This is a genomic window from Lentibacillus songyuanensis, assembly GCF_039548255.1.
GTDB classification, from domain to species: domain Bacteria; phylum Bacillota; class Bacilli; order Bacillales; family Amphibacillaceae; genus Lentibacillus_C; species Lentibacillus_C songyuanensis.
Genome location: NZ_JBCLVH010000001.1, coordinates 176915 through 193313, shown reverse-complemented (window position 1 = coordinate 193313; position 16399 = coordinate 176915). Strand labels below are relative to the sequence as shown.

Here is a 16399-nt window from a genome sequence, read left to right as displayed (position 1 = left end):
TTCTGTGGGGCTAGCTTACCTTTTTTTCATCAAAGCTTTTTTCATAAACATTTTACGTCATCTTTACCACACCGGAGATAACCAGTCTATCTCTTCCAGATCTATAATGCTTAAAACATTCTCATTATATTTGCCAAAGAAATCTAACTGATCAGGCAACAAGTATTTCCTCGACCTTATATCTAGTAAATACTCAACCATATTCACTACAATATTAAAAATATGTTTCACTGCAAGATGTTGAGCTTGATGATTGATTTTTAACTCACTCAGCAAATTACCAGCTTTATCTATAAACTCACCGTTTAAATTATGAAACATAAAAATATCATTTTTATGTAGTTCATCAAATAATTGTCTATTTTCAAATTCAGTTATATTTTCTTTGTATCGTTCAATAATAAGACCTTTAATCCGTTCCCATTCTGCTAATGGGTTCTTATTATTTGAATTACCTTTAGACATAATATCAACATTATAATATCTTGAAGTATTAGCAAATTCATTCAAAAGGTTAATTATAGAGTTATCAATTTCATCGAAAAATTTTATATCAGCCTTTTTAAGTAGAGTATCTAATTTATGTCCATATTTCCTTATTCTATTGCTATTCGGAAAGTGACCATCATTCTGAGCTCTGTATTCTGAAATCAAAATAATTTTCAATAATCTCTCAATACCAATTGACAGAGAAAAGAGAGCTTGATAGTACAATCCTTTTTGGGAAATATTCGCCTTACTGAGTGCATCAAATCCACTATCAATCATTGAAACTGTTAATGCACATTCATTAGCCATTAATTTTTCTTTTTCTGAAAACATATTACGTATCCCCCCTATTACGTCAGCCTCTACTCAGGTACATACATCTTCTGCAACGGCAACAATGCCCTCGTTTCATTCGGCATTTGTTCATACCATTGTACAACTAAATCTACTAACTCCTCCAAATCCACTAACCTCACATAATTACGTTTTGCTACTGCTTCTGCATGTGAAGTAAATCCACCTGTTGAAACAAATAAATTATTAGCATCAATAGGGTTTGCACCTAACAACTGTTGAATCTCCTGTGAACCTGACGTAGACTTTCTATGCTTTACCTGTACCTTGATTATAGGTTTTTCAAATCCAAATGCATCTTTGTACGCTAATACATCCACTCCGCCATCAGGGCCTTTAGGACTTACTTGAGCATTATAGTCCATTGCTTGTAAAAGTCCTCCAACCAATTCTTGCATTTGCCATGGGTCAAGTTTGTCGACTTTATCTTGCACCATAACTAATGCTTTACTGACGAGATCTTCAATTATTTCACTTTCTTCTATTTCATCATCTTCATTATCATCCGGCTCATAAAACGGTTCTTCTAATAACTTTTCAAATTCACTTCCCCAATCATCCACTCGAAAGACTGTTAATACTGACCCCAAACTATTTTTAGCGGCTTGTGATAATGCATCTCTTTCTACAGTAATACCTTCCCAATCTACTCTTATGTTATTTGGATAAGCAGGATCACCGATTGATGTATCAAAAAAGTGCTCCTCCGTAACTGTTCCTACCATATAAATTCGAGTCTCTTTAAAATAAGTTATTACACGATCACCTTTATTGATTTCTCTGCTGAAACGCCATACTTGATTCACCCAACTATTTCTGGACTTAGGTTTACTTCCTGCAAAAACATTATCAGCCTTTGCAACCATTTCTTCTTTTGACCGATATTGTTTTGGATCACCTAATTTTGGCCATCCAATAGAAGCAATACCTTTTTCCTTCCAAACCGGGATTAACTCATTATTATCCCCTGCACGAATCATCCACCACTTTGTCATTGTTCAGTCCTCCCATTAAATAAACATTAATCCCTGTTCTAATCGGTGCTCTGTTATTTGGTTTTCAATTAACTCATAAATAAACAAACGGCTCTTAATCGTCTCATAATCTTCCTTAACGAGTTGCTGTTGAAATTGATGTAAATCGTTCGTAACTACAATTAATCGATTTTCTCCATCTACTTCTTCACTAATGAAATCAACTAACCCAAATGCTTGCTGTTCCTTTACATTCAACCTACCTTGTTGTAGCTCATAATCTTCAATTATTGGTAGATAGTCTTCAGGTACAACGCGACCATTAGCCACACCGCTAGGTTCAATTTTAAATTGCGCAATTCGTTTAACAGGCTTCAATTGAATCGAGCGTTCACGATCAATTTGGCTCAATCGTTCTTTGCTTCGGTCTTCCATTTCATCAATTTGAGCGTAAGTTTGGTTGATCAAAGCACTGTTCTTTCCCTCTACATTTTCCTGTTGGTATTTAATCAGTCGCTCCTGTAAGGTTTCCATCTGATCTTCAAATGATTTTCTCAAGAAGACCCGTTTGCGATTGGCATAGTCTTCACGTTTACGTTGAATCGTCTTTAACAGTTTTCTAGCGTGTTTGATGACATGACGTTTAATATCCCGATTTTCACCGACATATGTGCACGTAACATCTAGTGACTGACTGAAGAGAAAATATGGTGAAACATGTATAAAATCCCCGTTAGCACGTTGTCCAATCATCAATAGCTGTTGTTCGAGCTCCCGTCCATTACCATCCACGATCGTGACCTGATTTAATTCCATCGTCATTGCTTCCGAAATAGCAGATTTTACTTCATAGAATGGTAAAACCGCCTGTTGCATCTCTTTAATCGTCAGTTTCATTACTAAATTAAATAACGGTTCATCATTTTGAATCATCGGCATTGCATCCGTTTCTTTCGTTGAGGTTAAGGAAAAACGGATGGAGTCATCAAAATTGAGCATCAATTTCTGATCATGCGCGAAGTCACGTATTCGTTTCGGAAAACGATCAATACGTGCCGTTTTTCGATCTGCAGAAATATTTAAGCGCGTTCTCGTGTTTTGTAATTCATCAACTACAAACTGACCATAAAAACGATTCGGAATGCTTTGCATGGAAACTTTATCAAATGAACGCTTGGCACCAGGTAAATCAAAATTATTATCCAATCGTTCGTTTTTAGCAAGTTCCAGTAACCGTTTATGCTCTACTGATAATGTTTTCTCCATATGTTCGATGACTTCATCCAAATTTTCCCGCCCTGTAATCGCTTGTTCCATCACAGAAGATAAATCAGCTTGACGATCTTCCAAGACTTCACCAATGAAATCATAAACTTGTTCTTGTCCAAGATCCTCACGCATTTGTTCCATCTTCGTTAGAAGTCGAATCAATACGTCGCCTTCACGTGTGTTTGTTGCTACTAAATTAAACACAAACACTTCATTCTTCTGGCCAATACGATGAATACGACCCATTCGCTGTTCAAGTCTGTTCGGATTCCATGGTATATCGTAATTCACCATTTGATTACAGAATTGTAGGTTAATAGATTCCCCACCGGCATCAGTTGCTACCATGATTTGGACATCGTTCCGAAACTTCTCCACTTCATCCTGTCGTCTATCCATGGAAAAATCACCAACGATTTTCGCTATGTCAGACACATAGGCTTTCAGCTTCTTTTCTAAATAATTAAGGGTGTCCTTTGATTCAGTGAAGATTAAAATTTTCTCCCCTTGTGCTAATAAACCACCAGCTCCGAATAAGGTCTTCTCCAATTCTAAAAATTTCCGTTCATTTTCATTCTGTCTAACGACGTTTGCCTTTCGGATGAGTTGATCTAGCATCTCAATTTCTACTTGTAACGCCTCAAAATCAATTTCTTCATACTCACCTTCAGCACGCTCTTCCATCAATTCTTGTTCTTCCAGTGAACTGTCTTCATAATCATCAAAGTCCAATACTTGTTGGATTTTACGTCCTGTTTCTAACACTTTTTGAAGACGTTCTTTACGTCGGACTAGTGATAAATAAATGGCTTCCACGGATGAACTTAATCGCCTTTGTAAAATCATCATCGCAAAGGCAACATTTGGTCTATTATTTTGTTTTGCTCGGTTAAAATAATGTCTTACATATTCAGTAACCGCTTCATATAAATCAATTTCTGCGGGACTTAGTTCAAAGCCTAATGTTTTGGTGGTTCGTTTCGGAAACAAAGGTGTACCATCAAAATTAACCATGTTTTCTTTTAATCGTCGAATGACATATGGATTGCTTTTGTCTAAAATAGAATCCCCACGGTTTAACTGCGAAAAGATATCATGATCAATCAAGCTCATTAAATGACGAAAATTTTCCCTGTCACCTTTGTGTGGCGTTGCCGTTAATAGCAGACAATGCTCTGTATGTCTCAGCAAGTTTTCGCCAAATTGAAACATTTTTGTCCGCTTCACTTTTCGTTTTTTCTGACCAACTGTATAAGCTGCCATCTTATGTGCCTCATCGACAATGACTAAATCAAACTGCGAATTAATAATCATGTTTTTAATATCTTCTCTAGATGCCCAGTACATCGAAGCAATAACTTGTTGATGCATTTCAAAGGGATTTAGTTCCCCCGATACATCCAAATAAGACCGTGTGATGATTAAGAAGTCTTCATCAAACTTTTCCTTTAATTCTGTTTGCCATTGCTTTAAAACAAGTGGAGGAACTAAAATCAATGTTTTCCTTATCATGTTTCGTGCTTTTAATTCACGTATGAGCATCCCAGACATAATGGTTTTACCTGCACCTGGATCATCGGCTAATAAATAACGTACCTGGGGTGCTTGTAGCATTTTACTATAAACAGCTTCAATTTGGTGCGGTAACGGAATCATGTTTTTATTCCCACGAGCCCGTGACTGGGAATATTCTTTCTCTGTTTTTAGCACATGATATTGCAGATAATGTTGAAACCTTTCCTTCAATTGATCTGAAGCATTTTCATCGGAATAATGCTCAACTTCCTGTAATTGATGTTTCTCTAGATAATTTTCAAAGAATTGATTGGACTCTCGCCCCACCGCTTCTACTAAAAACAAATCATCATCAATGGTTTCAATATGTTTCACCTGCACAGCCTCTGGCCAAAAAGATGCCCCGACAATTTCACCTTTTTTCAGCAAAAGTAACACCTTCTTTTCTTTCCAACTTAGTACAATGCTTCATACATTCGTAAGACAAAATCTTCTTCAATATACAGCTCTTTGCCTTTTTCCGCTATCGTTTCAATCCTAAGTGTACACGTGTCACCAATCTTATAATGTTTCTCAATCAAATCAAACTCAACTTGTATATTGCGATCACGATTTTCTCCTCTTAAATCAAAAACGAGATCTACCTCATTGGATATACGTTCGTCTCCCTGGTAAAAAGCAACACGAACTTTACGGGAACTATATTCATCTGAAATGCTTTGCTCTTGATAGAAGGAAATTGGAACACGATAATTCGTAATCACCTTATTAATCATTGCAACAGCAATCTCAACGGGTTGCGCTTTTTCAATACGACGGTAATCAATTAACGGTACAACCGCTTCCTGTGGCAAAGCTCCACCATGAATAAACTGGAGGCCACCACCTGTTTTAAATCGGTTCATGCCTTTTGCCAAAACAACTTCAACATTTTTTAATGGTGTCTGCTGTTCGGTTAGTTTCATAGAACCTTCAGGAATAGATAAATCATATCCGATAGCAAAACGTCGGTTATTATCCATCACTTTTCCCTCAACTGCTGGTATCTTTCCATGGGCTTCTATTTGTTTTAGCTGGAATAAGAAACCATGGTCAGCTGTAATAAAAATTCGTTTTGCTTGAAGACGAGACAATCGCTCTACAGCATAATGTAAATCATGAATTGCTTGTTGAACAGCCCCATAGGTTTCGTGTTCTGACTTAGTCGAATCACCATGAGCATCGATATGATCATGGTATAAATAAACTAGTCTTTTGCCTTTTAATAACTGATCGGCCTCACGTGCTTTCATATTCAGAAGATCTTTTAACCGCAATGCCGCTGCGTTACTCTCGGCATGCTGTAGGATTTGACAACGTTTATCTACCCCTTTTGTGGAATGTCCATCTGCAAGAATTCCTTTTCGTTCGTCTGCTTCCAGATTTTTATGCGGTAATAACGATGCCATACCCAATTGCGTGTACGTTGGATAACTAGCAGCCATTGGTTGAATGCAAGACTTCCCATTTTCTCGTTGTTCTAATCTTTCATGCAGCTCATAAGCCGCTTCATAACGTAAGGCATCTGAAATGATGACAAACACTCTTGTCTGCTCTTTATCCAATATTGGCCGAATGACTCTGGAAAAGAACGTTCGTTGTGGCATCAGATTTGATACATAACCATCTTCCAACATATAGTTTGTTTCCTGTGCAAGTCGAAGCAAAAATTCATTCTCATACCAATTCGTCATACTGCTTGCAACATCTTCTAACATCACTTTCGCATCAAGGCGTGAATAATGATGCATAAAATGACGATAAGTCTGGTCAATTTGATGGAGATGTTCCGCATAGTTTTGATAAAAGTCATCTTCCTGATGCATGCGATGGATAATATGCTTCAACTTATCCATCCGTATCGCTTGATAGAGCGTTTTATATATAGCTTCTAATTTTCCTTTTGATCCCCAAAATGTCTGTAAACGTTGTCCAATTAAAGACAAACGCTCATCAACTTGAATTGTTTTATGATCCAACTCATCAATACATTTTTCGATGACAAGGACATCAACCATCGGAAATGTAACGACCTGTTGGAAGTTTTCGATGTCCTGATTACTTAAAATACCTCTTACCTGATATGTTTTTTCCCAGTCTTTGATATATTGTTCAAGTATGTCATGATCATTATGCTGGAACCATTCTTCAACAAATAGAGCACAAACATTAGGGGAAGAGGATGCCCATTTATTTTCCCATTCCTCCATCTCAAAGACTGCATCCCGTCGGAAATGTTGATAAATCAGCACATGTAAAATTTCCTTCAGGGCTTCATCTTTGTTTTCAATTGACATCCCAAAATAACGACCAATGATTTCAAATGCACGTTCTATGGAGAAGTTACGCTTGATTTGTTTAATAAACTCATTTTCTTCCATATGTAAGTCATTCATAAGTAATTGACGTGCAATGACTCGTATATCCGGAACTGTAGTCTTGACTAATACAGCCATCATGCTTAGTTCAAAGTCATATTCCTCTGCTTGCTGAGACAACACTTTTCCTAGCTTTTGCTTTCTTTCTTGCGCTTTAAAAAACAATGGATATTGTTCCATCATTGGACGGAGTATGTGATCGGATACCTGCAATGTCTCAGAAAGAATAGCCACTTCATCTGCTTTAAACTCGACACTATATGATAAAATATCCAACAACACATTTTCCTTATCGTTCGGTCTTGGGGCATCCGAGTATATCAAAAATGATTGCTTTGATTGTTGAAGTTCAATTTCTACTTTCAACTGGAAAAAATTACGATCTGTTAAATGTCGAACTAGAATATCATCAAGTTGGTCACTCAATTCCTCTACACTTACTTGTGCTTGTGGATCATACCAAAACACGATTGCACGTCCCTTGGTTTCCTTTTCCTGTTGTATTTTTTCTTGTAACTTCTCGATTACATTCACGGATTCCACCTCAATATGTAAGGAGAAAGAGGGGAACACCCTCCTTCTATTATTTAATCTTCGATAATACCTTTTCAAACTGTGCATAGTTTACATTTACACCGTCATCTAGGTCAATATCAATTGGTTCACTAGCATAGGTAGCTAAATGTTTATCGAATTCCTGTAGTTCCTCTATCTTCTTTTGATAAACAGTTTTCAATTTTTCAAGTCCCCGTCGATCAGTTGCTGATAAACTTGGATTCGCTAGTCGCGTATCAATCATATCAATTTCATTCTGATATTTAGACTGAATTTCTTGAAGTTGCTCAAATCGGATTGTTGCCATTGTATCGGGTTGATAACGATGCATATAAATTAGTGTTCGTAATCCTTTTTGTTTTCCCGAATCGACTAACCAATAAATTGGGCGCTTTTGATACGTTTTACAATGATCTTTAAAAAAATCGTCTAGGAAATAGCGACGCAAACGTTCTTCAGGCGATTCATTTTTCTTCATTTTCAAGGATTCAGCTAACCATTGCATATTCTCATCTACAGTATCAGGACTAAATGCCACAGATAAAAACTCGCGCAAACGCACAATGATATCATTATCAAAATAATGAACATCGGTTAGTTGAATTAATCCATCATTATTTGGTTTAAAAGTTTCATAGTTTGATTCATTAAAGTTCCCACCTGCATAAGCAAATCCTTCAACATCTAAAGAATAGCGACCCATGATACAACCAATAAAATAAGATAAAAATGACTTTGTATCTTTTTCACAATTAGCTACTTCCAATGTAATCTCTTCATCAGTCACTTCTGGCTCTAACTCTTCTTCTATACCATATAAATTAATAAAAATCCTATTAAGTTCTACCTCATTGCTTTTCATCTTTTTAAATTGTTCTTCTTTAATTTCCTTCCAGTCACTAAATGCATTGCATAACAAAGACGTGTTGGAACAAAGAAAAGGATGCTTTTTAAAACCCCAAGATATCTCTAGTGAGTCAAGATCTGATCTTGAGATTTCTATATTATGGTTTGCAAGCCTAATTATTTGGTTTACAATCTTACTTTCTATCGCATCTAAATATGGTAGCCGAGAAATATTACCTTGTTCAAAGTTTATAGTTTCTGAAATTTGACCAATAATTAGCTCTACTATTTTAGAATTAAGAAATGAAAGGATTACCTTAATACTACCTTTATCAGCAAAAATCTTCATTCCTGCATCACTGAATATGAATCCTTCCTCCACATATCTTACAGAAAATAATCCACTAGAAACTTTTCCCCACGTTACACCTTCTCTAAAGTAGAAGCTCATATTTTGAGGTCGTGACTTTATTTTACCTTTGTCATCCTTAAAGTTACGAATTTCAAACCCATCATTTTCCCAATTTACAACATAATCCCTATCCCCATACCATTTCCTATATCCTCCGCCTTTATTGATAGGAAACCACTTTTTCCCGCTATTGTTAGCATCTATTCTATTATTAAATCCAAAACCAATGTCTAAATAGTCCACCTCATGCCATAGCTTTAAAAATCGATTTGTATCAGAGGATTGTAACCCTACCTTGGGTTCAGAAAAGTCACCTAACAGCTTATTATTTCTAAAAATATGACGAACCTGATCAGATGCCCAGTATGCAATTGGAGACTCAGGTATGTATTTATAGTCTTTACTATTAAAGTGATAATAATAATCCACATTATTATTATCCGCTGCTTCTTTTACCTTTATTGGTTGTATGTCCTCTCCATGAAATTCACTTAAACGTATATATGAACCTACCGGTGAATTAATTTGATTTTGAATAACGAAAGTGCAAATAGGTACAGTTGCTTCTTTAAATGCAGAATACTCAAGCTGTACTAGGCTTGTAATACTTTGGTCGTTAATTATAAAACGCCTTAATTTCTCATGCGAAGAAATAAACATCCATGTAAAAGGAGACATTAAGGTTGCGTACCCATTTTTCCTTGTCATTTTTATCGAACAATATATAAAAGCTGAGTATAAATCAGATTTATAATTTTTATATTCTTTGTTCATAAACTTCTTAAGTACAGAATTATATTTATTATGATATGGTGGATTTGTTACTACCACATCATACTTTTGAAACAACAATAATGCTTGTACAAGCACTGGCAATAGCTTGTCTTTTAATTCATTAAAGTAAGATTCATCAAGCAAATCGTTGTTTCGGCATTCTAATTCATTTATCCGTTTAATCCATTCTTCATAAGGAATTTCAATTGGATTTATTAATGAACCAAATTGTTTTCCGTTCTCAAATTGGCTTACTAATTCATTGATCAATGATTTTTCCGTTTCACTTTCCGCAAAATAATTAATCGCTTCTTCAGATAAGGATTGGTCTGCATCAACAATTTCATATACGTTCAGCTTTGGACTTTTTCCTTTGCGACTTAATCGTGAAATAAAACGTGGTTGCTTTTCAGCTGCTTTCATTAATAAGGCGAAGTTTGCAATTTGTTGCGCACGTTTGTCAATGTCCAATCCATACAAGTTATTTTCTAATATCAATTGTGGAATCTCTCTTGATGGATATCCCGTTTCTTCATACATGTCATACAGCATTTCAAAAGCGTAGAGAAGAATATGACCCGAACCACAAGCCGGATCTATAATCTTTAAATCTTCCAAGGAATCGAACTCTGGACATAAATGATGATTTTCTTCGTGCTTTAAATAATACTCCCAGTTCCGAGACAACTGATTGCTTTCATACTTTTCATCGTACAATTTTCCCAACGAATTCTGCACCATATACTGCACAATCCATTTTGGTGTAAATAATTGCGTTACGACAGGTAGGTCTTCTTTTTTAACGGCTGTATTTTTCAACCCACCAACCTTTTCCTTTTTCTCAGACATATAGTACTGGTATAGCCAACCCAAAACCTCTACATTATCTGACCGGGATCCGTCATCATGAAGTTGATAGAAGTTTTCTTCAGATAGAGAATGAACGATTTTTCGTATAATAGATTCCTCATCGAGTAAGTAATCAGGTAACAGTAATTGTGTATAATCCTCAATTTTTTCAAACAGAAAAGGCAATATCTTGTTTAATGCATTACATTGCGCAACAAACAACCTTCGATAAACTGGCTCGTTATTTTCTTGTTGCTCCAAATCCTTTATTTGTTGATAATCAATGTCTATATTCATTGTTTCATATTGAAGTAAGATATCTGGTTCATCTTTCCCTGTACTACTTGATAAGACATTCACTCGATCAGGCAGGTAATTGTTTACTTCCATATAACGAATCGCAATAATGCGGTTAAACCAAGTGTATGCAACTTCCTCAATAAGCTGTTCATAATTTGTTGTATTTAAACGTTTTTGAAGGCTTTGAAATGCATGTTTCATTACTGTTGGGTAGGTTTTACCATTTACAATTAATTGTCCAAAGTTTTCTTCAATCTGTAGACCTTGATCTTTGGTTATACCGTATTGTTCAGCCTTATATGAAACTTTTTCAATTAAATCACGTCTTGCTTCTACAGCGAATTTCTTTAACTCAGCCTTATTCATTGTTCCACCCCTATATGTAGAGGAGCAGATAATACACCTGCCCCATAATTTATGATTTCACGAAATAATGTGTCTGTAATTCCTTCATTAGACTTCTCTTTAATGATTCAACGGCACGATCTAAATCTTCTTCTGATTCAATTGTATCAACTTGACTAAAGAATGACTCGTACAATTCCTGCTTCGTGATTGTCTTTGGTTGCCTTTGAACTTTATCAGATTCATCCATTAGATCACTCATCATTCGACGGGCCTTTGATTTTGTTGTATCAACGTGTTCATTTAATTGTTGCTGGTTAATTCGGGCACTAGAAATACGTTCACTGCCTTTTATTTTTTCGTAAAGTTGATTTGCCTGATGTCTTTGCGATTGAATGTAATTGACAATTTCTCCATATTGGCCATATTGATCCAATAAGTCGTTAATTTGAAACAATAATTTTTCTGAGTGAACCAGCACTGCCTGTTTTTGTTTGTTGGTCTCTTCTTGGATTACATTCTTTAAAGTCTCCGTTAATCTCGGTAATTGACTAATTTCCTTGGTCGGTTTTTCATTTAATAAGATCTGCTTCATTCGCTGTGCTGTCTCTTCTAATTCGTCATTATGAATGATTTCAAGATCTTGTTTATGTTCATTTAATGCTTGGACAGCTTTATCATAGTTAGCAATTGGTTTACCTTTATAAAACCCCTGAAGATTATCTAATATGTTATACCAACTTTCCATATCATCTTCATATTGAGTAAATGTCCGACAGAATTGTTCCGGATCAAGAACTGTGAGTAATTTTTGAGTTGCATTCACAACCGTGCTTATATCCCCCTCACCAGGATAAGGATATTCATTCGATGGATTTTGTTGACGTCTTTCGCGTATAGATTTAATGGGTTGAACAAATTCAACATCAACCTTTTCTCGTATAATTTCAGCATAAGCATCATACGTGTCATATGTTTGCGTAATGGAAAAGAAATCACGAACAAGCGCAATAAGTTCCTGTTTGACTTGATGATCCATTTCAACAATTGGTAACACAACGATACGATCACGTTCTGACACCTTTTCAAGACGATCATAAAACTGATTAGAGTTAGGGTTAAAAACTTCACCTGCATACATAAATCGAATTTTACCTGCATTCATCAGTCCCATTAAAATACCAATTGTGTCCTGTTCTTCCCAACCATACGGGACAGCTTTAAACTTTTGCACGACTTGTTTTAAGGTGCGCTGGTCATGGAAACGCTCAAGTTCTTCAATAAATCGTTTCATTTCATCGAATGCATCTTTATTTAAGTCACTAAACAATTCCTGTTGCCCTACATTTTCTGCTACCTGCATCCATTCATTTTTACTATTTTTGAATGAAATAGGCTCATCAATGTAGCGAAACTTTTTATACGTATTACGTATCAGCATGTCCATTGCTTGATCAACTTTACTTTCAAAGTTTCCGCTAAAATCGCGACGTTGACCTTGAATATAAAATTCAGCGTTTTCACATGCCTTCTCCAATAGTTCCTCAGACTTCTTTGCGTACTCATCTACTTCAGTCAGCTTCGTTTCATAGATGCGTTTTTGCTGTTGCGTTGTTGTGGTTGATCGTTTACGCCGGACATAACTATCTACTTGCTGAATATATGCAAATGCACTTTCTGCCTCAGCAACGAGTTCTTTATCCAACAAGATAATTAAATGTCCAGAGTTGGCTTGTGCAATTGCCTCTGAATCCGTCATTCCTTCCGAAAACACTTGCATCGTTAGTTCATGATTCATTTGGCCTTTTACATAACTGTCAAATCGCTTATTGTAATCAAAATGCTTCGTTTGCGCATGGTGTTTATATTCATATTTTGGATAACGGTACATGACGTTGAAAAAGAGATTGCCCAAACGTTCTTTTACAGCTGCCGTATTATATTCTTCAACACGGATTTCGCGATTAATCTCTTGTTCCTCATCCGACAAGAAGGAATACGTTCCATCAGCATGTTGCTCAATAAACATCTTCGTTTGTAGACGGTTCAATGACTCTTTGACACGATACTCCAGAGGTTGACGTTCATCATAGATTGTTTCAACCATTAAGGTTGCAATATTACCAGGTGTTGCTTTGATGTCATCAATTCCTTTAATTAAATAGAGAACCTGTAATACTTTTACATCATAATCTTGTAATCCTTCATTATTTCTAGCACGATCTTGAGCTCTTGCAATCGTGCTCGTAATAGATGATTCCAAATAATCACGGATAGAAGGATAAAATTCAGCCATTGTCACCATATTATCGACATTCTCATTTGCATTTAATTGCCCAGCCTCTTGGAAAGCTTTTAGCAGAGAACGTTCGCCACGAGATGTATGCTGTCCACCTTCACCCAAATTACGAATTTTAGTGAAGATCTTCTGCAGTAACTCTATTTGATATGGTACAAATGGATAGAACGATACAAATTCTTCTATGGAACGATAACCTGATCGCAACTGTGTATTTTTCACATCAAAGGCTAAACGATTGTGAATCAGTTTACCTTCCTGATCGTGTATTGTTTTTAATGTATCCGCACCAACATCTGTTTTTTCTAACAGACGCTTTTTGATAACTTCATCTGTATTCGCACTTGATAGGTTGATTTTTGTTTCAAAACGACCCTGAATTTTAGAAAAGTCCTTTGTGCTATCCAGGTCAGAAACCGTCGCTTCTAGTTTTTCTTGTGACGTTACAATCACCCATGCCTGACCTTTACAAATATCACCTAAACGCTCTGTGATTGTTTGTAAATTAAGCATCAAGCTTGTGTTCGTACCAAGGTACTGCCCAACCTCATCAGCAAGAAAAACGATACGATATTCTGGCCCTTGTTTTTTACAATAGTCCGCTACTAAATGAGCTACCCTATCAGCATTGACTGAGAACCAATCACGGCTCATATTAAAGAAACTTTGAGCTGTATCTTCATCATATCCAATATTCACCAAAGCCTGAATAACCTTCTTCTTTCGCAATAATATCTTCAACCGAAATTCATCCCAGGGTTTACCGTTTTGATCATAGATAGCTTGTTTAAATGCTTCATATTTACCATCGTCATCCAATTGTCGTTCCATTTCCGCAACCCACAATGTATCCGAATAACCTAAATGATTGTTGAATACTCGCAGGAACACTTCAAAAATACGCTCTTTTTCCGAGTCATTAGATGATGATGTGGAACGAGAGTCTATATTAAATAGTAAGGCATCCGATTTTTTCTCAGATACTTGCTGCATCATGTTTAATAGCTCTTGATTCTGTGTTTTTTCACGAAAATAATCGGCAGGTGTCCTTTCTGCAATAGATTGATTGTGTAATAGATAGGATAATATCTTTAGAAAGTGTGACTTACCGGAACCGAAGAAACCAGAAATCCACACACCAACCTTCGTTGATGGCTGTTTATAAACAGCTAGATAATTACGATAAAAACGCCCTAAATAATGTTCACTTTCTTCTGTTAGAACATATTCCTCTAATTCATTTTTAACAACTTCCTCTTCAAGCTGTTCTGCCTGAACAACATTATTAATCGGACGGAATATATCTTTAAAAAATATGTCTTTAATTTGCATTTTTGTCCCCCCTAAGAAATACGAGATAATTGATAGTCATCTTCATAATCCAGAATTCCAAATAATTTTAGCCTTAACCCTGTGAATTCACCAGGATAAAATAAAACAATCGGCTTTTTATATCCTTTACTTGCTATAGCTTTCAACAGCTGACTGGATCGCAAAAATGGATGCGCTGTACCAACTCCCGTAATAAAAATTAGATCCGCTTCTTCAGTAGCATCCACAAACTGCTGCAGCATTGTTTTGCTTTCATTTAAAATTGGTTCAAATACATCATTTAATCCCCGCAGGCCTTCTTCTTCACATACTTCATATAGTTCTTCTATTTCATCCTCTTCAAAAAAGGAAAGTAGAAATTCAAATAAATTTACTTCTTTGATATTAACTTTCGTACGCTTCAGCATATTTTTTATATAAACACGAACTTGTAATTCGTCCTTAGCTGGGTAATCTAGTACAAAATGAGGGATGTCACTTCCAATTCCTTTTGGTTTTGTGAATCCATCCTCCGTGATTCGTGCTTCCATCTGTTCTAAACGCCCATAAGTTGATTTCATTGCTCATTCACCTTCTCTAGGACTGTAAAAGAATACAAAAGTGATGCATTCTTCTCAGCATAAGTTTTTAAGGATTGACTCATATGTATTGGTCTCACTGTATACTTCGTCTGATCAACCTTTTCAATCATCTTTGATTCCTTAAAAAATAGATATAACGTTCGTGTGAGGCGCTTGATGGTTTCAGGTCTCCATTGGCGAACCTTTTCACTTTCATTCGCTTTTCCTTCAAAGAAATAATGAAGGTCACTAGTGTACAATTGCTCTTGCTGTTCATATTTATAAACGATGACTTCCAAGTAGAACTCTAATGGCGCTCTATACACTTTCAGAAACGAATATAGCGTCATAGCTTTACGATCATAATCGTTAGCTTGTAAAAAGTACTGTTTCATCCAATCATCCAGTGCAGAAGCACGATTATAGACCATATTAAAGCGATTTTTAATACTTAATGGGCTCCTCAACTGAAACAAATTATGATCCGTAACGCGCTCTAATATTTCCTTTTTAGTTTTCCCCTGTAACATAAGCTCGAGAACAATAGCAATATCATTCTCTGACCATTTTTCTTTCGTAAATCCTGCCGAATATTCCATGTCATTTAACACCCGACTTCCTTAAACGACGTTATATTGATTAATAACCTTATCAACCACTTCAAGTCTACGTTTCCCGCATTGCTGCCGAAGAATTGTTGTATAGTTACCTCCTTTTTTAAATTTATTTGTATTGGTAGCATATAACTTTTGAATAAGCTCAATCATATTAGATTCATCAATTTCATCTTCCCAGTATTTATCAATAACAAGGTTAATAGATGCTGCTAGATCTCTTTGCGTCTTCTGAAACAACTTTATGTCCATCGAATCACCTCGGTGTTCTTACTTTTTTTATACTTTATCTTTATTCTATATGTAGTTCTTTAGTAACACAATAGAATATCAAAAATACCAACACATTTTCTAACTACCACCCTTCATTATAAACAAAGGGGCATACCATCGTTTCATGCCCCACCCCTTTTAATAAGCCGTTATTTTATCACTGGAATAGATCGAAACTTCATTCCAATACCGTAATTTTAATGATTGTTCACCATCAAAAAG

Annotated in this window: 9 protein-coding genes; all 9 read right to left on the bottom strand. The window is 35.9% G+C overall.

The window, feature by feature from the left end; translation table 11 throughout:
- Positions 1–63: 63 nt before the first annotated feature.
- From WMZ97_RS00940 to WMZ97_RS00900, 9 genes are read right to left on the bottom strand one after another with little or no spacing between them, the layout of a single operon-like run.
- Positions 64–822, bottom strand: coding sequence for a hypothetical protein (locus tag WMZ97_RS00940; RefSeq protein WP_343270173.1), 759 nt, complete (start codon positions 820–822; stop codon positions 64–66).
- 29 nt (positions 823–851) lie between these two features.
- Positions 852–1838, bottom strand: coding sequence for a restriction endonuclease (locus WMZ97_RS00935; RefSeq protein ID WP_343270172.1), 987 nt, complete (start codon positions 1836–1838; stop codon positions 852–854).
- Positions 1839–1853: 15 nt separating this feature from the next.
- A complete protein-coding gene (locus WMZ97_RS00930; RefSeq protein ID WP_343270171.1) occupies positions 1854–5039 on the bottom strand; it encodes a DEAD/DEAH box helicase in 3186 nt (1061 codons plus the stop codon).
- 17 nt (positions 5040–5056) lie between these two features.
- Positions 5057–7552, bottom strand: a complete 2496-nt coding sequence (pglZ, locus tag WMZ97_RS00925; RefSeq protein ID WP_343270170.1) for a BREX-1 system phosphatase PglZ type A — start codon at positions 7550–7552, stop codon at positions 5057–5059.
- A 49-nt stretch (positions 7553–7601) separates the two neighbouring features.
- Positions 7602–11120 carry a BREX-1 system adenine-specific DNA-methyltransferase PglX gene (gene pglX / locus WMZ97_RS00920; protein ID WP_343270169.1) on the bottom strand — a complete coding sequence of 1173 codons (3519 nt, stop codon included), beginning with the start codon at positions 11118–11120 and terminating at the stop codon, positions 7602–7604.
- A 49-nt stretch (positions 11121–11169) separates the two neighbouring features.
- Positions 11170–14730, bottom strand: a complete 3561-nt coding sequence (brxC, locus tag WMZ97_RS00915; RefSeq protein WP_343270168.1) for a BREX system P-loop protein BrxC — start codon at positions 14728–14730, stop codon at positions 11170–11172.
- 11 nt (positions 14731–14741) lie between these two features.
- Positions 14742–15290, bottom strand: coding sequence for a BREX protein BrxB domain-containing protein (locus tag WMZ97_RS00910; protein WP_343270167.1), 549 nt, complete (start codon positions 15288–15290; stop codon positions 14742–14744).
- The gene (locus WMZ97_RS00905; RefSeq protein ID WP_343270166.1) at positions 15287–15889 is read right to left on the bottom strand and encodes a DUF1819 family protein; all 603 of its coding nucleotides are present in this window, start codon (positions 15887–15889) and stop codon (positions 15287–15289) included. The genes WMZ97_RS00910 and WMZ97_RS00905 overlap by 4 nt, the downstream gene beginning before the upstream one ends.
- 21 nt (positions 15890–15910) lie before the next feature.
- The gene (locus WMZ97_RS00900) at positions 15911–16156 is read right to left on the bottom strand and encodes a TIGR04540 family protein (RefSeq protein WP_343270165.1); all 246 of its coding nucleotides are present in this window, start codon (positions 16154–16156) and stop codon (positions 15911–15913) included.
- Between the last annotated feature and the right edge of the window lie 243 nt (positions 16157–16399).